At 44.2% G+C, this 21,000-nt stretch carries 19 protein-coding genes; 7 read left to right on the top strand and 12 right to left on the bottom strand.

Translation table 11 applies throughout. The features are described from left to right. Nucleotides 1-342 precede the first annotated feature (342 nt). The gene (locus A3773_RS05620) at nucleotides 343-609 is read left to right on the top strand and encodes a hypothetical protein (RefSeq protein ID WP_067983930.1); all 267 of its coding nucleotides are present in this window, start codon (nucleotides 343-345) and stop codon (nucleotides 607-609) included. Between the two features lie 76 nt (nucleotides 610-685). Here A3773_RS05620 and A3773_RS05615 read toward each other — a convergent pair whose 3' ends face one another. Then, nucleotides 686-1,471: a response regulator gene (locus A3773_RS05615; protein ID WP_067983928.1), complete on the bottom strand. Its 786-nt coding sequence runs from the start codon at nucleotides 1,469-1,471 to the stop codon at nucleotides 686-688. A 129-nt stretch (nucleotides 1,472-1,600) separates the two neighbouring features. Continuing rightward, nucleotides 1,601-2,281 carry a hypothetical protein gene (locus A3773_RS05610; RefSeq protein ID WP_067983927.1) on the bottom strand — a complete coding sequence of 227 codons (681 nt, stop codon included), beginning with the start codon at nucleotides 2,279-2,281 and terminating at the stop codon, nucleotides 1,601-1,603. 414 nt (nucleotides 2,282-2,695) lie between these two features. On the opposite strand from A3773_RS05610, the gene A3773_RS05605 reads away from it, so the two are divergent. From A3773_RS05605 to A3773_RS05590, 4 genes are all read left to right on the top strand, one after another. Beyond that, nucleotides 2,696-3,580, top strand: a complete 885-nt coding sequence (locus tag A3773_RS05605; protein WP_067983925.1) for a helix-turn-helix domain-containing protein — start codon at nucleotides 2,696-2,698, stop codon at nucleotides 3,578-3,580. Between the two features lie 311 nt (nucleotides 3,581-3,891). After that, the gene (locus tag A3773_RS05600; RefSeq protein ID WP_067983922.1) at nucleotides 3,892-5,136 is read left to right on the top strand and encodes an MFS transporter; all 1,245 of its coding nucleotides are present in this window, start codon (nucleotides 3,892-3,894) and stop codon (nucleotides 5,134-5,136) included. A 235-nt stretch (nucleotides 5,137-5,371) separates the two neighbouring features. Next, on the top strand, nucleotides 5,372-7,378 hold the full coding sequence (locus A3773_RS05595; RefSeq protein WP_231902151.1) for a TonB-dependent receptor: 2,007 nt from the start codon (nucleotides 5,372-5,374) through the stop codon (nucleotides 7,376-7,378). Nucleotides 7,379-7,465: 87 nt separating this feature from the next. Then, nucleotides 7,466-8,626, top strand: coding sequence for a siderophore-interacting protein (locus tag A3773_RS05590; protein WP_067983919.1), 1,161 nt, complete (start codon nucleotides 7,466-7,468; stop codon nucleotides 8,624-8,626). A 128-nt stretch (nucleotides 8,627-8,754) separates the two neighbouring features. Here the strand turns inward: A3773_RS05590 and clpB are convergent, their stop codons facing one another. From clpB to rluD, 8 genes are all read right to left on the bottom strand, one after another. Then, on the bottom strand, nucleotides 8,755-11,334 hold the full coding sequence (clpB, locus tag A3773_RS05585) for an ATP-dependent chaperone ClpB (protein ID WP_067983917.1): 2,580 nt from the start codon (nucleotides 11,332-11,334) through the stop codon (nucleotides 8,755-8,757). A 167-nt stretch (nucleotides 11,335-11,501) separates the two neighbouring features. Then, on the bottom strand, nucleotides 11,502-11,828 hold the full coding sequence (locus tag A3773_RS05580; protein WP_067983915.1) for a hypothetical protein: 327 nt from the start codon (nucleotides 11,826-11,828) through the stop codon (nucleotides 11,502-11,504). Further along, the gene (locus A3773_RS05575; RefSeq protein ID WP_067983913.1) at nucleotides 11,812-12,768 is read right to left on the bottom strand and encodes a GTP-binding protein; all 957 of its coding nucleotides are present in this window, start codon (nucleotides 12,766-12,768) and stop codon (nucleotides 11,812-11,814) included. The genes A3773_RS05580 and A3773_RS05575 overlap by 17 nt, the downstream gene beginning before the upstream one ends. Nucleotides 12,769-12,978: 210 nt before the next feature. After that, on the bottom strand, nucleotides 12,979-13,329 hold the full coding sequence (locus tag A3773_RS05570; protein WP_067983910.1) for a hypothetical protein: 351 nt from the start codon (nucleotides 13,327-13,329) through the stop codon (nucleotides 12,979-12,981). After that, on the bottom strand, nucleotides 13,326-14,291 hold the full coding sequence (locus A3773_RS05565) for a GTP-binding protein (RefSeq protein WP_067983909.1): 966 nt from the start codon (nucleotides 14,289-14,291) through the stop codon (nucleotides 13,326-13,328). Before A3773_RS05565 ends, A3773_RS05570 begins: the two co-directional genes overlap by 4 nt. A gap of 467 nt (nucleotides 14,292-14,758) precedes the next feature. Next, nucleotides 14,759-15,391: a M15 family metallopeptidase gene (locus A3773_RS05560; protein ID WP_067983907.1), complete on the bottom strand. Its 633-nt coding sequence runs from the start codon at nucleotides 15,389-15,391 to the stop codon at nucleotides 14,759-14,761. A gap of 38 nt (nucleotides 15,392-15,429) precedes the next feature. After that, complete coding sequence (gene pgeF, locus A3773_RS05555) at nucleotides 15,430-16,161, bottom strand: peptidoglycan editing factor PgeF (protein WP_067983905.1); 732 nt, start codon at nucleotides 16,159-16,161, stop codon at nucleotides 15,430-15,432. 6 nt (nucleotides 16,162-16,167) lie between these two features. Beyond that, nucleotides 16,168-17,136 carry a 23S rRNA pseudouridine(1911/1915/1917) synthase RluD gene (gene rluD, locus A3773_RS05550; protein ID WP_067983903.1) on the bottom strand — a complete coding sequence of 323 codons (969 nt, stop codon included), beginning with the start codon at nucleotides 17,134-17,136 and terminating at the stop codon, nucleotides 16,168-16,170. A gap of 154 nt (nucleotides 17,137-17,290) precedes the next feature. On the opposite strand from rluD, the gene A3773_RS05545 reads away from it, so the two are divergent. Together A3773_RS05545 and nadE are read left to right on the top strand one after the other, a co-directional pair. After that, nucleotides 17,291-18,211 carry an outer membrane protein assembly factor BamD gene (locus A3773_RS05545; RefSeq protein ID WP_331709169.1) on the top strand — a complete coding sequence of 307 codons (921 nt, stop codon included), beginning with the start codon at nucleotides 17,291-17,293 and terminating at the stop codon, nucleotides 18,209-18,211. Nucleotides 18,212-18,336: 125 nt separating this feature from the next. Further along, nucleotides 18,337-19,170 carry an NAD(+) synthase gene (gene nadE, locus A3773_RS05540; protein ID WP_067983900.1) on the top strand — a complete coding sequence of 278 codons (834 nt, stop codon included), beginning with the start codon at nucleotides 18,337-18,339 and terminating at the stop codon, nucleotides 19,168-19,170. 108 nt (nucleotides 19,171-19,278) lie between these two features. Here the strand turns inward: nadE and thiO are convergent, their stop codons facing one another. Both thiO and A3773_RS05530 read right to left on the bottom strand, forming a co-directional pair. After that, the gene (thiO, locus tag A3773_RS05535; protein WP_067983898.1) at nucleotides 19,279-20,364 is read right to left on the bottom strand and encodes a glycine oxidase ThiO; all 1,086 of its coding nucleotides are present in this window, start codon (nucleotides 20,362-20,364) and stop codon (nucleotides 19,279-19,281) included. Between the two features lie 75 nt (nucleotides 20,365-20,439). Beyond that, nucleotides 20,440-20,997 (bottom strand): GspH/FimT family protein, encoded by a 558-nt coding sequence (locus tag A3773_RS05530; protein ID WP_075109491.1) that lies wholly within the window; start codon nucleotides 20,995-20,997, stop codon nucleotides 20,440-20,442. Nucleotides 20,998-21,000: the final 3 nt, after the last annotated feature.

The following is a 21,000-nucleotide window of genomic DNA, read 5'->3' as shown; positions in this document are numbered from 1 at the left end:
CTCTGAACCATTCCAGGGGTAGAGCCGAAGGTTCACGTTCGGGTGTGTGCCAGTGTTAGGGATCGCCTAACCGACAGACCTTTGAGAAACGGCTCACAGAAAGCAGTCTCCCTGAGTTTCGGGGTTACCTACATACTCAAGGTCTCAAAATTCGAGGCGGTAATTGTAGCCTAGACCGGTTTATTTTTTCAACCAAAAGGTGGTAAAACAGCCGTATTCGGCCTGTTTATGGCAAGATGCTATCCAGAACAAGCAGATCGAGTTATAGTTTTGCTATAAAAAGCTCAGAGACGAAGTGCTAATAACCGACCCACTTCGACCATACGTTTACAGGAGATCCCTATGAGTATTGCTGAGATTAAGAACAAAGAGCGCGTGATTAACGAACTGATGTCGTTCATACGAAAAGTGCTTGTTGAACCCGAGATTTGTGAAACGGCGCTAAAAATAGCACGAGAACATATAAATGATGATAATGCAGCAGTGGTTATCGCGGATGAACTATCATCAGTCACGAACATTAAAATACCGCTAGAACACAGCGAAGCTGATCGCCTTTTCCTTGAAGTGCTGATCGACGTTATTAAAGATGAGAAGGCACTATATTAAGCGAGCGATCGACGCCTATTCATTGACTTAAAGGCTGCTTCATCGCAGCCTTTACTATGCAAAAAACCCTTCAGCACTAACTCGGTTTTTTAGCCAGGCTGGCAATATAATGGGTTAACACTTCGAGCTTCTCGGGGTCATTATCAACAAACTGTATATCAACGCTAATAAAGTTTGTTTGCGTACTTTTCTCATTAGCGTGCAAACCCGAGATAAAGCCATTCATCTGAGCAACACTGTTACCGCTTACTTGCTCGATATCCACCACCGACTGCTCAAGCAACAGTGGGATACCATCTTCCCGTTTCACCACCACCTGTACCGACTGTAGTGTCACCTCTTTAATCGCACAACGAAGCACGCCCGCAGCCACACGTAACTGCGCTAGACCTTTTGGCTTTTTCGCTTTTTTGGCCACCGCTGCGGTTTGACCCGCCGCTAACATTTGGGCCGCCTTACGACGAGACTCAGCACTTGTCTCAAAGCGCTTACCCACATATTTTTTAATTTTCTCGACTAACTGCGCATCCTCAAACGGTTTACCCATGTAGTCATTAACACCCGCCTGAATCGCTTTTAAAACATAATCACGCTCCCCGCGGCTCGTAATCATAATAAACGGAATATCGGCATAACTACTTTGCTTACGCGCCCACTGCAGAAGATCCAATCCGGACATGCCAGGCATCTCCCAATCACAAAGAATGAGATCATACCCCTGCGCGCTCATCAATTTTCGACCAACTTCACCGTCTTCAGCGGAATCAATGTGATAGTCAGGAAAGTGTTCTCTTACAATGCGTGAAACGTGATCACGTATAAAGCGGGCATCATCTACAATCAGCACCTTAATTTGGCTCATTCTTTCCCTCTACAACACAACCCGTTAACTGAAACTGGGCGGTTAACCCATACAAAAAAATATGTAAGCCTGTCAGGTATAACAAACACAACGTTTTCAGTCTAGTTGAGTCGATTACAAAAGCACACATCAGTTTCTAATATCGGGCACGCTGAGTTGAGGAAACTGCTGTTTAAGTGCCACCGCAACCCGCTGTAACTGCCCCTGTGAGCGAAAAACAAACACGGTATCTTTATCATCAAAGTAAGGCCCTAGTAGCCCCGGCAAACCTGAACCCACTTTATAGATACGCGTATTGGTTAACCCTGTGCATTCAAAAAAACCGGGGGACTCATTAAACAGCCAACGCCCATTTGCAAACACCGGCAAACCTTTCGCTTGAGTCGCTAAACAAAGTTTGGTCTGCTTAAGCACTAACGCATATACCGTCCCTAAAGCACTCCCTTCAATAACAAACCCATTGGCAATCGGTGAGCGGCCTACACTGGTTGTAACATAACCCCAGCTATCATCTGTTGTGCTCTTAAATGTATAGATCGTTTTGCGTGGGTCAGCCGCACCGATTTGATCATGATAACGGTAGGCATTAACTAATAATTGGGGGTTACTTAATTGATAAAACGGTGCTTGGTTCAAGTTAGATAAGAGGGGCGATAGATAATCAGCATAAGCTGAATAGGCATAGTGTGTAGGTAAACCGATCTCAATCGGCGTGACGGTTGTAACCTTTGAAATGGGCGGAACCTGCTCTTGCGGTTTTTGTGTTGCACATCCAGTCAGTAATAAAAAAGCTATAAACCATAATCGCATATCAACGCAATCCTATAAAAAACTAAACTAACTTAAACATAACGTATCAATAAAAGAACTTATACATACAGAATAATGAAGTCTCTAAAATTTTATGCACTACCTTGGAAGAGCCCCCTCTTACTCGGCTAGCGCCCTTCACTACTTAGTGTTTAGGTTTCGCAGTAACTCCTAACATTTAGAGCCAGCCAACTAAGGCTGAAGCAATAATTAACAAGTAACTATTACACTGACAAATCTTTCACTTCCAATCCTTATTAAGCATTACGTAACCAAACTTAGCATTGCTATTACCTAAAACGTAAATGATAATGATAATGATTATTAATTATGGCATTTTTTGATACTATAGTTCCCTAACTAGAGTTTTACAGATAACCACATAAAGCTTTACACCTACTAAGAGGTATCCTCGTGTCACAACACTCACTTGAGAACATTTCTACATTCGAGCACTTTAACCTCGGTTTAGATGCTCAAAGTTCAGTGCGACTCGTCAATCATCGTTTTACTGAAGATACCGTAATTGAACATATTTATCCCCCCGGCCTTTATATTTCGATGCTGGGCCAGTGCCAATGCGAAACATTAAACGAAGGGACAGACAAGCAACGTAATTATAATCATCAATATGTGGTTGCCTTAGTTGATCAATCGAGTACTAGCCGAATACACTTTGCTCACAACAGTGTTTGGCAGACATTCGCTATTATGCTTCCACTCAATAAACTCAACGAAAGCTCCATCCTCCCCAAACAACCAGGCAACGCCCTTGACGCAATCCCTAACATTCGTTTTGCTGAGTTAGGCCCCATTCCAGCTGATATTTTACGCTGCTGCGAAGCTGTTTGGGATTGTGCATTTGAAGGCTTTGAACGGGAGCTATTCATTAAAGCAAAAGCCCAAGAAGTATTAGCGCTCTTTCTCCACAAGCGACATGAGCAACATCAAGTACCCGCAACCTCACGAATCACCCAGTTATCGAATGTTTTAAGCCACATACAGACCAACTTAGCCCAAGATTGGTCGCTCTCTTCCGTCGCGCATATGGCAGGGAGTAATCGCACCTACGTAAAACAAGATATTAAAGAACTAATAGGTACCAGCTTTAGGGATTGGCTCAAAAACATCAGGCTTGAAGCCGCTCGCGAACAACTGGCTGGCCGCGAATCTATTACCCAAATAGCCCATAATGTCGGTTTCAAAAGCCAAGCCCATTTTGCCACCTTATTTAAAAGCGAAGTAGGTGTTACCCCTAGTGAGTATCGACAATCTTTATCAATGCAACGCAGCGCTTAGTAAAAAGCTAAAAGCATTGGACTTAACATACTGAGAGATTGAAACCAGAAAACCGTATTAAAGAGTTAAGGCTATACCATCCGCACTTTTTAAACTAAAAACATCAGGCAAAAATTATCTATTTTCGAAAGCCCCATGTCCCTATCCGAAAGATATTAAGACTTTTCATCGATAAACTTCAAAGTTATCAATAATTGAAGACTAGTATTTTCTGACACTGCATCGCATCGCACAAAATAAAATAAAATAAAACGTTAAAAGAAATCAAACTAGCCTTCCGCCCAAACGGAAGGCACGCAGGATAATGAGTAATGACAAACCGCTTTAAGCTAAACACCCAATACCCTTGGGGGATGCTAGCTAGCATATATATCACCCAATATATCGGCGTGGCATTTATTCTGTCAGCGGCTGTAGCGATTTTACGGCAACAAGGCGTTGCCCTAGATAAGTTAGCGTTACTCAATCTTGCAGTCTTACCTTTGATGGGAAAAGTATTGTATGCCCCATTAATTGATAAATATCGCTTATCGCTGCATGGTAAGTATCGTAGCTGGTTAATTATGGCTCAAACCGGTATGGCGTTGTTATTGGCCGTGGCAGGCTCAATGGACTTTCAACACCAATTTACATGGATAATAGCCATCCTAGCACTCTATGCTTTTTGTATGAGCGTACAGGATGTTGCTATCGACGGCTTATCCTGCAAGTTATTTGCCCCAGAAGCTCGTAAACTTGCTAGTAGTATTCAATTCTCAGGAAATTTATTGGGAAACATTATTGGGGGTGGCCTAATCCTCATGTTTTACCCTTGGCTTGATTGGCAGGGCTCATTATGGCTGCTAGCTGGTCTAACCTGTATCTCATTGTTACAAATAACCTTGTTTACCGAACCTGAAGATATCCCTAGCAACAAGGCCCATTCAACAGAACCTCGACACCTTTTGCAGGATATAAAACGCTTTATCACAGAGCAAAAGTATTGGCTTTTCATCTTGGCGCTCTATCCCATCGGCTCAACCTGTGGTTTTGCCTTACTCAATCCTTTATTAATCGACAGTGGTTGGGCACTGGGGGACGTTGGCTTTGCAGTAAAAATATTTGGCTCTGCCGTGGGTTTATGTGCAGCCTTACTTGCAACCCCACTTATTACCCGGTTTGGCCGCGTGCATGCTTTTATTGGGGTACTGTTTATTCAAGTCCTAGCTTTACTGCTCATGATACCGCTAACACTCGGATTTACCGGTAAGCTTATGGTATACACAGCGATTACCTTACACTTTATCAGCTTCCCTGCTCTATTAGTCGTTTCCTCGACAATAATCATGGATAAAGCGGCTCAAACTTTACATAAGGCTACTTTTTTTACACTGCAGTTTAGTTTTGCCTCTCTACTCGGTTTTATTTACTCCTCAATTAGTATGGCGATGGCAAAACATATTGGTTACAGCGCCGTCGTAATAGCCGGTATTGTAATCAGCTTTAGTATTGCCTTATTTATCAGCTTCATTCTGAAACGCGTCATTACAATATCAGAACCAGTCAATATTCAATAATATCAATCAGTTAGATTTTTATATTTACTAAATCCGATAGTATTTTAAATACCTTATCTGTTTCGATAAGAGCATGAATAGCTATATCTAACAAAATCAAAGAATAAGAATCATTAGCCTTTTTAATATTATTTTATTGTAAGTACAGGAAACCTAAATTATGTATCCCGCTAGAAAAACTAACACCGTTTCCCCCCATAATCCTCCTACACTTTCTTTTATGGCGTTATCCATTATGGCCATTAACAGCTTATTAACTTCCCCTATGGCGAATGCAGAAGCTGTAGTACTAGACGCCATTGTGGTGACCGGTGAAAAAATTGATAAAAATATTAAAGATACAACAACAGCAGTCACTGTTTTCTCTGAAAAAACTCTAGGAACAGGAGAGGTTAAGCAAGTCAAAGATATTGCGACAAGCGCCCCTAACGTTACTACCGATACCTTTGGTCATATCGCTATTCGCGGCATTTCTGGTGGAGGGGCTGCAACAGGAGGCGTAGCACTAATGACAGGCGCTCGTGCTCGTATCGCTACCGTGGTAGATGGCACCACCCAAGACTGGTCAGGTTACAATTTTTCACCTACTAATTTATGGGATGTTGAGCAAGTAGAGGTTCTCCGTGGTCCACAGTCTACAACGCAAGGGGCAAGTGCCATCGCAGGCGCGCTTGTCGTTAATACAAATGATCCAACATTTGAAAATGAAGCGGCTATTCGAGCGGGATTAGAAAGCTATAAAAATGGTAACCTAAAACACAATTTGGCAGTTATGTCGTCTGGTGCCTTAATTAAAGATGAGCTTGCTTACCGTATCGCAGTTGACCAAACAAAAGGGGAGGGCTGGCTGAGTTACGATACATCTGGCTACAGCGGCTATCTTCCCAATCTCAGCGAGTCCACAAGTCTTAACGTGCGAAGCAAGTTACTATGGGAACCCACAGATGCCCCTGAATTATCAGCCAAACTGACCGTAAATTACCTTAAAAATAAGGGTGAGCATGCTAATTTCGCCAGCAATACCACCGAAGGTATCGCCACACAAACAATGACAATTGCTGACGCTGGTGGTGCCGTCTCCCGCGTACAAGATTCTAAAGAAAAAAGTGTGGCTACAGATATCGATTACCAGATCAGCGACAGCATTACTAACGCTTTACATATTAGCTACATAGATTCAGATATGTATGCCGATGGTTACGGTTCGGCTAGTGGCACAACCACCCACAGTTACGATATTGAACAAACTACGACCTCATTAGAAAACCGTATTATTTTTAATAATCAAAACACCAAGCTATCCGGTGTAATAGGGCTCTTTGCTGCTTATAAAGACTCGGTCATCGATGCATCTCAAGGAGTGATTAATATTGATACGAGTTATAACACCACTACTACAGCCCTTTATGGTGAAGGGACTTATGCACTTTCCCCTGAAACAAAGCTAACAACGGGATTGCGTATTGAGAATGAAAATACCGATAAGATTGGTTCTTTTTTTTCGAGCACCGAAGTGGCTCAAAACACAGATTCGACCTATTACTTACCGAAACTCGCCATTACGCATGATATCTCTAACTCCACCACGTTAGGTGCCAGCATTCGCAAAGGCTACAGCCCGAGTGGAACCTATATTAATACAACAGGTGATGTTTTTGCCTTTGATAGCGAGAAAGTATCCTCCTTTGAATTAAGCAGTAAAAGCGATTTTGGTAAAGGCACAACGTTAAGCGCCAATCTATTTTACAACGATTATTCTGACTACCAAGCTCTATCCGGCTTTAGCGTGGTCAATGTAGATGCTGCACACACGATAGGCTTTGAGTTAGAAGCCTCCACATGGATTTCCAAGAACCTTGAACTGCAGGGCTCTATTGGTTTACTACGCAGTGAAATCGATGAGTACGCATCAAACACCACTGATAAAGGGAACCAACTTTCAGGCGCACCCGAAACGAACTTAGGTTTAGGCTTTACCCAGTACATTGGCAACAAATGGTCCTTCGGTGCCGACATAACTTATGTTGGCGAATATTATTCTGATCTGAGTAACACTACTAATGATATGGCCGGTGATTATTTAATTACTAATGCACGCTTTGAATACGTAACTGGAGACTTAACGATTAACGGCTTTATTAAAAACCTAACCGATGAAAATATCCTGTATTACCGAGCAGACTCCTTGGCGGCAGTAGGTCAAGATCGATCTGTAGGTATTAGCGCAACTTACCGCATGTAATAGGCTATAGCCCCTCAACATCCTAATCATAGAGGCGCATTGCGCCTCTATATGACACCTCTTCTATCTAATTAAATACCGAGACCTATGGACACCTACACGCCTATCCAAGATATCGATCAAAAAATAGATATTATTGATCATGTTAATCAAGATCATACGGAAGAACTTTTAGCGATTGCAAAAAGTCATCTATCTCAAACAAAATCCCCACACGAGACGAATATTCGATCAGCAAGCGTTCTAGACATTTTCCAAGAAGGCATAGACATTAGCGTTCACTTAAAGACGACTCCTCAGAACACAAAAATTTTTGTGCCTTTTGAAATTGAAGGTGAATTAGAGGACAAAATTCTCTATCAAGCCTATGCCTCTATCATTCAACAAGGTCGTGATTTTAGCGGCGTAGGCAAACGCTTTTTTAAGATTATAGACAAACAAAAAATCACCACTAATATAGTGCGTCTAACCATTGAAAGCACGACCGAACTTCCTACATATTATCCGGGCTACGCTTATGCTTTTTTGCTAAAAACACTTAAAAAACGCCCCCTCCCAGCTACTCCAGAATCGAATAAAAAACACTGGAGCAAAAAACTTTTCGATCGTGTTTTTATCTCATTGATGAAGTACTTATCCAGTAAAAATCGCCAAAAGCTCTTACAAAGCGCGAACAAAGATGTTCGCCTTTATACGCTGCGTAAATCCTGGAAAAAGAATAAAAATGATCGTTTTCATAATCAAGGATATATAGACATCTTCACGCATGGGGAGACCCTAGGCAGTCAATGGGCTAATGAGCTCAACACTGACGACATCATTATGAGTCGTTCGGAAGCCAAAGATAAACATCCTCACCTATCAAATGGGCAAGCCCTACTTATTGCCGATGAAACCGCTTATCCCGCAATGGCAGGCATTCTTGAGCATTGGCAGAACCCATTACCGCCTCACATTATTATCATTAGCGAATCAGAAGATGAGCAGTGCTATTTTGAGGATAAAGACCAATTAGCCGCAGGCCAAATACATAGAATAATATGCCCACCCGAGAATCAAGCTACTGAAATCTTAGCCATCGTGAAACAGATAACTGACATAGATGTAGTTTGGGCCGCTTTCGAATCTGAGTCTGCAAAAGCAGTGAGACATTACTTACGTAACCACAGAAAGATCGCCGGAAAAAACAATCACACCAAGGCATACTGGAACTTAAAATCGAAAAGAGGCACGGTCGAGGACCTATAGGACGTGAATCAATAACGAAGATGACAGACCTACGCGGTAATAAATAGCAGATATAAAAATGCCCGATACAATGCATCGAGCATTTTTATAGAAGAAAACCTCAACTTTCGCGTCGAAACTGATACAACCTATCTAAACACAAATTCCCCTTGCTCGACATCTACCGCAATTTCAGTACCGGGAAGGTATTTACCCGCCAGTATTTGCTGCGCCAACGGGTTTTCTATCCATTGTTGAATCGCACGTTTTAAAGGCCGCGCCCCATACACTGGCTCAAAACCAACCTCCACCAATTTGTCCATCGCGGAGCTGGTTAACGTGAGTTTTAACTCCCGTTCGGCTAAGCGATCCTGCAAATGCTGAAGCTGGATAGTTGCGATGCCTGCCACCTGACTTTTCTTCAGGCTATGGAACACAACGACCTCGTCTATACGGTTAATCACCTCAGGGCGGAAATGCATACCCACCGATTCCATTACCGCGTTATGCATGAGCTGATAATCGTCGTCATCACTGAAGTTCTGAATCAGATCAGACCCCAAGTTTGACGTCATGACGACAATCGTATTTCTAAAATCAACAGTGCGCCCCTGCCCATCCGTTAAACGACCATCTTCCAACACCTGCAATAGGATATTAAAGACATCAGGATGTGCTTTTTCTACCTCATCCAGCAGCAAGACAGAGTATGGCTTACGCCGCACGGCCTCGGTCAGGTAGCCCCCTTCTTCATAACCCACATAGCCCGGAGGCGCACCGATTAAACGAGCAACGGAGTGCTTCTCCATAAACTCAGACATATCGATGCGTACCATCGCGTCCTTCGTATCAAAAAGAAAGCTCGCGAGGGCTTTACACAACTCGGTCTTACCGACCCCTGTAGGGCCAAGGAACAGAAATGAACCATTAGGGCGATTCGGATCAGATAACCCCGCGCGTGAACGGCGTACCGCATTTGAGACAGCAATCACGGCCTCATCTTGCCCGATCACTTGCTTATGCAGCTCAGTCTCCATACGAAGTAGTTTTTCCCGTTCACCCTCCAACATACGGTTGACCGGAATCCCCGTCCACCGAGAGACAACTTCAGCCACCTCTTCTTCGGTCACTTTATTTCGAAGTAATTTAGTCTCTGGCTGTCCCTCCTCTTCCGCTTCTGCTGCGGCAGCAAGTTGCTTCTCTAGTTCAGGAATTAGACCGTATTGCAGTTCAGACATTTTTTGTAGATCACCCGCTCGCGTGAACTTTTCCAGCTCAATACGCGCCTGATCCAACTCTTCTTTAACTTTTTGCGAGCCCTGCAACGCTAGTTTTTCAGCTTTCCACACTTCATCTAAATCGGAAAACTCTTTTTCAACTTTAGCGATGGTATCTTCCAGCTCGTGTAAGCGCTGTTTAGCTGCGGCATCTTTCTCTTTTTTAAGCGCCTCTCGCTCCATCTTCAATTGGATTAAACGGCGCTCTAAACGGTCCATATCCTCTGGCTTAGAGTCCATCTCCATACGGATACGGGACGCCGCCTCATCGATCAGGTCTATCGCTTTATCAGGCAGTTGACGATCGGTGATATATCGCTGCGACAGCTTAGCGGCGGCAATAATGGCAGAGTCGGTAATATCTACCGCATGGTGAATTTCGTAACGCTCTTTTAGTCCACGTAAAATCGCAATGGTGGATTCCTCATCCGGCTCATCCACAATCACTTTTTGGAAACGACGCTCTAGTGCAGCATCTTTTTCCACATATTGACGGTACTCATCCAGCGTTGTGGCACCTACACAGTGCAACTCACCACGCGCTAGCGCAGGTTTTAACATGTTGCCGGCATCCATAGAGCCTTCGCCCTTGCCTGCCCCAACCATGGTGTGCAACTCATCTATAAATAGGATGACTTGACCTTCCTGCTTAGAAAGCTCATTTAAAACCGCTTTTAAGCGCTCTTCAAATTCACCGCGAAATTTAGCGCCGGCGATTAATGAGCCCATATCAAGCGAAAGCACCTTTTTACGTTTAAGGCCTTCAGGGACCTCACCATTCACAATACGCTGAGCCAACCCTTCAACAATCGCTGTTTTACCCACACCCGGCTCACCGATAAGCACGGGGTTATTTTTAGTCCTGCGCTGTAACACCTGAATCGTCCGACGAATCTCATCATCACGGCCGATAACAGGGTCTAATTTGCCTAATTCCGCGCGCTCTGTGAGGTCGATACAGTATTTATCTAAAGACTGACGATTGCTTTCTGCATTAGGATCTTGCACCGACTCCCCTCCACGCATTTGATTAATAACCGCTTCTAATCGATCTTTACTAACACCCGATTCACGCAGTGCTTTACCTGCATCTGATTTATCATCGAGTAATGCTAAGAGAAGAAGCTCGCTAGCGATATATTGATCACCCCGCTGTTGGGCGATCTTATCTGTTTTGTTAAAAACGCGCGCAACATCTTGAGAAAAACGAATCTCACCATCAGGATTTTGCACACTCGGCAAGCGATCAATGTATTGCGCTGTCAGACTCTGCAAGCGCTGCATATCTGCACCCGCCTGAGCTAATAACTGCACAGCACTGCCTTTTTTCTGCTCTAACAACGCATGTAATAAGTGAACAGGTTCAATATAATTATGATCTCTGCCTACAGCCAAAGATTGCGCGTCTGCCAGAGCTTCTTGCAATTGGGATGTAAATTTATCTGGACGCATATGCCCTCCGCTGGTTAATCCAATACACCGATTATCCTCGCGTTATAAAGGATAGGATGATTAAATAATTTATCTATACCAATGATATGAGGGTGGAAGTGGTTCGCTTCAAGAGCTGAGCAAACAAAAATTAGATAATTCTTATATTAAAGCGAGGCAGGCTATCTTTACAGCTGTAGAAAGCGTTCTTTATTGTCATCAATAAACTGACGGATCTGTAATGTGTTCGTGTCATGTTCACTCAAAAAAATCAGCAACCTATCAGAATCTAGCTTAAAGCCACTAAACAAGGCATCGCCTATCTCGATATGTGCTTCATCATAATCCTTATCGCTTTTATCCACCGAACGAAAAACATACATGAGTGCTTGTTTAGCAACCGCCAATTGTTTTTTAGACTCAGCAGGAAAACAGGAGTGCTGCACTTCCCCATTCAGTAATACGCAGCCGCAATGAATTAAACCCGCCGCCTGCATATCATGCCATATAGTCATTTTCGATACTCCATTGCAACAGGTCACTCGCTTGCTGTTTTAATACCGGCAGTGATATCGCTTTATCTGAACGTAAACAGAGGGCCTGATTCTGATCATTAAAAACCGATAAGGTATCAACGTCAGGTCCCGCTAAAACAACGTTATTCACAGCGCCCATAAAACTCGCCTTGTCGGAAATAGCGCCCGTGAGCCTATCAATATTCAGTAGTAATGTTTTAACGGAGGCATCGTCTATATTTGAGCACAATACATCATGAGCATCCCCTAGATGCATCGCGCCTAAAACCCCGCGTTTATTCATCGCAGCATCGAGGAGTGTTTCTTCATAGAGGGGCTTATAGAAATCAAGCGAAAAGCCATTTGTATCAAGCAAGCGATCAGATACTTTATCCCAATCGATCTCTCTTTCTACCGCTGAAATCAACTCTTCAATCACCCCCAATATAGCGCGGGGGTCTCTGGCATCGACGAACATAACCGTTGTCATCACACCTAAGCCTTTTAACTCACTTAGGTAACGGTTGTAATCAGGGGAAGGCTCCACATCGGAGTGAGTAACGGCGATAATTAATCGGCGTTGGCGCAGGTAATCGCCAAACTCTTTAGCGTAGAAGCGGATATCTCTGAAAGGGTCTTTGCGGGTGTTATCAACCAATAACACCATACCAATGGCGTCGTGAGCAAATTCGCTGGTTAACATATCCCACATAAAGCGGAATCGTTCTTGTCCTGGCGTTCCATACAGATGGACACGGGTATCATCATTTAAATCTAACACACCATAATCCATTGCGATGGTGGTGTTTTTCTTACGCCGAACGGTTACATCACTGGCTTGCGCATCTGTATCCAGTGTTTCAATATCACTCACTGACCGAATCGCTGTCGTTTTACCTGAACAAACCGACCCTGTGAATAGGATCTTATAATCCTTCATGCATACTGTCCTTATGTCAGAGGAATATTGATAGTGTCAGTGTAGCCAGATCGAGCTGAACAGAAACTAAAACACCTCAAAAAACATTCAGATTTTTATCGAGAGTACGGCATTTATCGCATGCTTAATCATGTATTGATATGACGAATAAGTCGAAGACCTACCGATAGGAACAGAAAAATAGAGATCTATAATCAAGCTAACGCTCAATTAAGCGAGCATTCGATCTACTTCAGCCTTTAACATTAAACGCTGAACCTGTTGAACATGCGCACGCACATCAACAATATTGGTATCTTTCGCCGACAAGCAGACCAACACCCGATTCGCCTTGAGCAGAAAGCCGCTTAAACGCTTATCACCTATCTCTAAATGCGCCTCATTGTGCTTACTTTTATGCTTCCCTACATTTAAAAAGATATAGCTAAAGGTCTGTCTTGCAACGGTCTCGTAATGTCGATTCGCTTTAGAAAAAGAGGACGCGGTCACCTCTTTACCTTCCAAGAAGCAACTACTCTCAACAATATTCTCTTTATCGACTGTACCGAGCAATTCGTTCACCGCTGACTCCACTGCAAAAGATCCATCGCTTGCTGTTTAACTACATTGATACTTAACTCTTTATCAGAACACAAGCCCAGTGCTTGCTCTTTTTCCACAAAAACCGATAGGGTTTCTTGTTGCGGCCCACATAACACCAGGTCGTCTATATGCCCTAAGAAAGACGCTTTCGTCTCTAATGCAGTCACGAGATTGATCATGGAGCGAAGCAACTCTTTATTTTGCTTACTGCTTACATTAGAGCTAAGCACTTTACGGTCCGCGCCTAAGTGAATAGCCCCCGTTATACCTCGGGTATTCATTGCGGCGTCAAGGAGGGTGACATTCTCACTCATGTCAGCGCTAGAAGACTCATGCTCTTCCTCGGTGACTTGAGGCATCGAACTATTTACAGCCAAGCGCTCTTCCAGTTCCGACCAAGCGATCTCTTTTTCCCTATGCCCAACCAACTCTTTAACGATTTTTAACACCGAAGAGGGATCCCTAGCATCAATGAAGATGACCGTCGTAAACAACCCCATCGCCTTCAGTTCTTGCATATAGTAATCGTGATCGGGTTCGGCTTGTTCATCCGAATGGGTAACGGCAATAATTAAGCGACGACGCACAATAAAGTCACGAAACTCTTCCACATAAAAACGGATATCTTTAAATGGGTCGTTCCGCGTATTATCCACCAGCAAGACCAGTCCCTCAGCATCATGCACTAAGTCACTCATCATCACTTCCCACATAAACTTAAAGCGCTCTTGCCCCGGTGTTCCATAAAGGTGCAAGCGAGCGTCATCCGATAAATCCAGTACCCCGTAATCCATCGCAATTGTGGTTTTTCGCTTACGGCGAATAGCCGAGTCACTGACTCGGGCATCCGTATCAACCGTTTCGATGTCGCTTAATGAACGAATGGCCGTGGTCTTACCTGAGCACACCGAGCCTGTGAATAAAACTTTATAATCAGTCATTATTAATCCCTTATAGCTTCAGCATACAAAACGAAGCAATAGAACACTGTTACACAGAACAGATTAACTATACCTGAGCCATATCCGTGGTAGCCACTTTATAGCGTTTAAGGTGGGAGGTACGTTTGAAGCAAGCTAATTCTTAGCCTAAACAAGAAAAGTTGCAAGTCAATTGCGCTGGCGCTCACTGCTACATGCTCAAACAAAAAACAACTATTCAATAATACAAATATAGTGGAAAACGGTAGGGATTGCCGTAGAAAGAAGGATTTAAATAACATCCCCGTAAATAAGGCCTCTAAAACGGGCCGTTTTATTCACTCACTCCAGTATCAATAAAACGGGAGGGGTACCAGCAATAGAGGGGAGTTATCAGGCGTAAGGAGGAAAAAGGTGTGCGATTTAGCCGCACAACACAGTGGGCATGGCCTTATAAACATATAACATGGTGGGCTTGCTCACCCTCGCTATGCAATTAGAAAATCGAAATAGGTATCCGTGTAAAGCTCACCCTGCAAGGTAAAGTGCCACCACTCATGATGGTAAGGTACAAAACCGTGTTGCATCATCAGTTTTTGCAATAACATCCGATTAGCTCTTGCCTGGTGTGGTATCTGCTGATGATCAATCCATGATTCAGGCCCAAAAAAATCAAACTCAGTCCCCATCTCAAGCTCTGTTTGGCTGACTAAATCAATAAGCGTCAGATCAACGGTACTACCACGACTATGGCTTGAGTGGCGCACTAAGTAGCCTTTACTAAAAAGCTCTCCTTTAGCTAAATCTGGAAAAAAACGTGACTGCGTAGCGCAAGGACCAACCTCTCGACACCAATCAATAAAGTGATCTACAGCCCTTTGCGGACGATACGCATCAAACACTTTAAGGCCTAAACCAAAACTGGCGAGTTCATGCTGAACTCTCAAAAGCGCTTGTGCGGCCGGGTGTGTTATCAGGCAAACCTCGCGTTCGTAGCCGTTAACTCGAGAACCGACAAAGTTATCACCTGTGAAATATTTAAGCTCCACCACTACATTCGGGATCACTGTATTAAGCTCCACAAACGATGCCGGTCTTGCGGTCACATCAAGCAAACTCATCTCCCAAGAAAGCTTTTACATTCACGTCCACTCAAAGGTTACTCAATCCAGATCAAACTGGCTAAACGCCCAGTCTCGCCATCACGACGATAGGAGTAAAAACGCTCAGCATCAGAATATGTACACAGATCAGAAGACGTCACATCAATCACACCTGCATGCTTTAAACGCAGCGCTGCTAAACGATAAATATCAGCTAGATATTTACCCTCACGATCTATCAGAGGTATAAACGCCGTTTGCGCCTCTGGGCTATAGCTACAAAATTGCTCATAAACGTCACGACCCACCTCGAAAGCATTAGGCCCAATAGCCGGCCCTAACCAAACATGTAGATCCGCAGGATCATGGAAAACACTTAATGTCTTTTCCAATACGCCATTCAGCAATCCTCGCCAACCCGCATGCGCTACCGCTACTTGACTACCCTCACGATTACTAAAAAAAACAGGTAGACAATCCGCCGTCATAATAACGCACGCCAATCCGCGCTCATCGGTCCAACAGGCATCCGCTTCACGCTTAACGCCATCATCAATCGCCTTAACCAACTCAACGCCATGCACTTGTGATAACCATTGCGGTCTACGGGCCAAACCCAATAGCGCTGTTAACTGCTGACGATTAGTCTGAACATCGCATTCACGATCAGATACATGATCACCAAGGTTTAATCCTTGATACACACCCTCACTAACACCGCCAATGCGCGTCGTCGTCAAGGCGTGAACGCGCTTAGGCGCATCCCATTGAGCGGTTATAAATTCCACAATAAATCAAATCTCATCGGTGGATGCATCCGCATCCGCGGTAAGTACTTGCAGCAAATGCTGAAAGTCATCAGGCAGATCAACCTCCCAAGAGACTAACTCACCACTATGAGGGTGCCAGAGTTCTAGCTTTTTCGCATGCAAAGCCTGACGCTTAAAATCACGTAAGGTCTTTAACATCTCATCACTACACCCTTTGGGCAGACGAAAACGACCACCATAAAGTTGATCGCCCACAAGAGGGTAATTAATATGCGCCATATGTACTCGAATCTGATGGGTACGGCCCGTTTCGAGCTTTAAACGAATATGCGTGTGGGCACGTAATTTTTTCAGCACGCGATAATGGGTAACCGCTTCCTTACCTACCCCAACAACGGCCATCTTTTGACGGTGTTTGGAGTGACGTCCCATCGGTTCATCTACCATACCTCCCCCCGTCATCACACCATTCACAACCGCTTCATATTCGCGCCCCATAGAGCGCTCTTGCAGTTGTGTTACCAATTCGGTTTGAGCCATGATCGTTTTCGCAACAACCATCAACCCTGTCGTATCCATATCAAGCCGATGGACAATACCGGCCCTAGGCACTTGGGCTATCTCTGGGCAATGGTAAAGTAGTGCATTCAATAGCGTACTGTCACGATGACCTATGGCGGGGTGCACCACTAAACCTGCGGGCTTATTAACAATCAGAATATGATCATCTTCATAAACGATATCCAGCGGGATATTTTGTGGCTGGTGATCTTCGATCTTCTCAAGCTCAGCATCAATAGCGACTATCTCGCCACCAAATAACTTGTCACGCGGACGCTTTACAACGCCATCAACCGTCAATGACCCATCTTTGATCCAGCCTTGAAGACGAGAACGTGAATACTCTGGAAATAGCTGCGCTACCGCTTGATCAAGTCGTTTACCAACGAGATCATTTCCCACTTGTGCTTGTAGTTGTATTTGGTCAGACATCAGAACCTAGCAGAACTTTCTTAATTGTAGGCCTGAGTGTGTTAACAGGCCCAACCAGTTGTGTTTAAATAGGCCGTTGAATTGCTTATAGCCTCTTTGAGCCCAGTATAACCGTTCGGGCCCGAGACTACACTGGGATTAATAAAAGATGCGAATGACCAAATTACTTATTATTGCTTTGTTTTGCGTTATGACAACAGCATGCTCATGGTTTGAGGATATCCAAGAGGTACCGGATATTCCTGAGCAACAGCTTTACCAAGAAGCGATGAGCGCGATGGATCAGGAAAACTATGATCTCGCCATCGAAAAATTACAGTTACTTGAAGCCCGTTATCCATTTGGGCGTTTTTCCGAACAGGCTCAGCTTGAGCTGATCTATGCCTACCATAATAGCTACGAGCCAGAAGCCGCTCGTGCGGCAGCAGACCGGTTCATTCGTTTACACCCAAACCATGAAAATATCGACTACGCATACTACCTCAAAGGACTCACCTCATTTGAGCAAGACATCTCATGGATAACACAATATTTACCGGTTGATGAAACACAACGAGACCCAGGCGCCGCACTTGACTCATTTGAAAGCTTCTCAACACTGGTTAACCGTTACCCTGATAGCCAATATGCGCCCGACTCACAAAAACGTATGGTGTACCTAAAAAACCGTTTGGCCGCATATGAAGTCCATGTAGCCCGTTACTATATTCAACGTGAAGCGTTTGTCGCAGCCGCCAACCGAGGTCGTTACGTGGTTGAGAATATGCAGGAAACGCCAGCGGTACCTGACGCGTTAGCGGTAATGATAGAGGCCTATACCCATTTAGGGCAGCAAGACTTAGCAGCAGATACCCAATCGGTCTTAAATAAAAACTTCCCGGGCTATCAATACACCCCCGTTTATAAAGGGGAGAAAACGTTATTTGACGCCGCCACCTTCGATCTCTTTAGTAGCGCAAAAGAAGCGCCGGTAGCCGCACCGGTTCGAATGAGCCAAGATGCACCCAAACCTGAACGTAGTATTTTCAGCACCGTCACATTTGGTGTGTTCGATGATGATGAAGAAAGTAAGTAATTCATAACAGGGCACCTTCGGGTGCCTTTTTTAATGGCGAAAGCATAAAACATAATTTACCTACAAGGCCTAATTCAAGTAGCATAATCACATTAAAAGCGTTCAACTAAGCAGAGATATCCACGATGCAGGCCGAAACCATTATTCAAGAGATGAAAGTTTTAGCGGAAATCGACCCTATAACAGAAATCGCACGCAGAACTTCATTTATTAAAAACACACTAAAAAAATCAGGACTCAAAACCCTTGTGCTTGGTATCAGTGGTGGTGTTGACTCATCAACCTGTGGACGGCTTGCTCAACTCGCCATCGATGAGCTTAATGCAGAAAGTCACAGCAGCGACTATCGCTTTATTGCTATGCGTTTACCTTTTGGTACTCAGCATGATGAAGATGACGCCCAGATGGCACTGGATTTCATTCAACCCTCCCAGCGACTAACGGTAAATGTACAACCTGGCGTTGAAGGCATGCACACTGAAGTTTGCAAATCGCTTGCAGAAAACGGTTTAAATCAAGCATCAGAATCAGCCATTGATTTTGCAAAAGGCAATGTCAAAGCCCGCGCACGCATGATCGCTCAATATGAAGTGGCCGGTATTACAGGTGCATTAGTGCTCGGCACGGACCACTCCGCCGAAAACATTACGGGGTTTTACACTAAATGGGGTGATGGCGCCTGCGACTTAGCGCCCTTGTTTGGCCTGAGTAAACGTCAAGTTCGCCTCCTCGCACAAACGTTAGGTGCGCCCGCCCCTCTCGTAGAGAAAACACCCACTGCGGATCTGGAGTGCTTAGCCCCTCAAAAAGCTGACGAACTCGCTCTCGGCCTTACGTATGATGAAATAGATGACTTTTTAGAAGGTAAAAGCGTATCCAAAGCAGCAGAGCAACGCATTATTGAAATCTACACAAAGACTGTGCATAAGCGCGCCCCCATTCCAACCATTTACGATTAAACCATAATAGAGCCCCCTGCCTACAGGAGTCTACCTATAGGCAAACAGGCCTTAATCAAATTAAGGCCTTCACTCTGACAAACAAGACTGTTTATTTTGCCGTTTGAGTTATCGATCCACTCGATAGGGATCAGCAGGAATAATCGGCTCCTGCCCTAAGAGAATATCCACCAGTAGACGCGTAGATGCTGGCGCTAATACCAAGCCATTTCGGTACTGACCTGCATTTACATAGAGATTATCAACGTCAGGAACACGACCAATATAAGGTATCCCTTCTGGAGACCCTGGGCGTAAACCCGACCAATGGTGTTCAACGTTAAACTTCTCTAATTCAGGCACAATATCTAACGCCGTTTGATACAGTGACGCGGCAGCCTCTTCTGTCGTTTGCTTCTCAAACCCAAAATGCTCAAGCGTACTCCCCACCAACACACGCCCATCATTTCGAGGAATGACGTAACGCCCACCTTTTAGCACCACTCGATTAACCAAACCAGGCTCAGCCTTAAACAACATCATCTGCCCATGCACAGGCTCAATCGGAATAGCTTTACCCACTAATTTGAGTAGTTCAGCACTCCAGGCACCAGCAGCAATAATGACATTATTACCACATACATCCCCTTGCTGAGTTTTGATCCCTAAGACTCGGTTTCCTGCCCGAATAAAGCCATGCACCTCTTGATGCTCAAGCAAACTGACCTTAGGGTTTTTTAATAAACTTTCACGTAACGAACGACCTAAGCGTGGATTTCGAATGCTACAGACCTCAGGCATCCATAAAGCATTCTCGATATCTTTAGCAAGATTAGGTTCTTTCTGATAAACGAAAGAAGCATCAACTTCACGGAGAGGGCGGTGAAACTTCTGTGCCCAAACAAGCGCCTCTTTATGGTCCTCAACATCAACCATAAACATCCCTTTTTGTCGCAACTCAGGATCACAGCCGGTTTCTTCAAGTAGGTCTTGAGATAAGTGTATATAACTACTTTGCGACCATGTGGCTAGCTGGGTAACGGCATCGGGGTATCGCCAAGGGTAAAGTGGTGAAACAATCCCTCCACCCGCCCACGAGGCTTCTTTCGCACATGCTTTACGATCTACGATGGTTACCTCTGCACCTGACTGCGCCAATTCACGCGCCAACATCATGCCGATCACACCACCACCAATAATGAGGAAGTCAGACATTAAAAAATCCTAGGGCTATTGAAAATGGGCTATATTCTGCAGGTAAGTTGGCATAGATACCATGACATAGGTAATTTATTCTAAACTTTTATTGCGTAAACGGCCGGTCATAGATAAAATCAGTTCGGCCGAAATTACATTCGTATTATTCACTATACGAAACGTCCCATTGTACCCAGGACTGCTTCCATTAGGCTGGAAAATAACTTTCTCTCCATTATTCCATCTAATCTCATTATGAGTAGTAAACGCAATAATTTTAAGTACATTATCAATTAAAGGATTCCAGTTACCATCAGCATCCTCGTCTACATACACGAGCATACCTTCTTGCCATATCAATGAATCTTTTCCGCTATCGCCCGTGCAATTACTGCCGCCATCCCAGCGACAAACAATGATTTTTTTATGTGTTGATAAAGCCGTCATTCGAGCAAAGGACAATGTGCCTCGAATAGAAGACACGTCAGCATCCACCTGCATCCTTGACAACACTGCAGAAAAATTTGGCACCGCTACAAATAATAAGATTGAGAGCAAGGCTAACGCCAACAACAACTCAACAAGAGAAAAGCCTTTTGAAAAAATCACAGGCAGCGGCCAACAATAGCCGGAAGAACATCCCTTTCTCATACA

Origin of the sequence: Neptuniibacter pectenicola, from assembly GCF_001597735.1 — a bacterium.
In the GTDB taxonomy this organism is placed as follows: Bacteria; Pseudomonadota; Gammaproteobacteria; order Pseudomonadales; family Balneatricaceae; genus Neptuniibacter; species Neptuniibacter pectenicola.
Note: the sequence above shows the minus strand (reverse complement) of the source record. Positions and strands in the feature narration are given on the sequence as shown.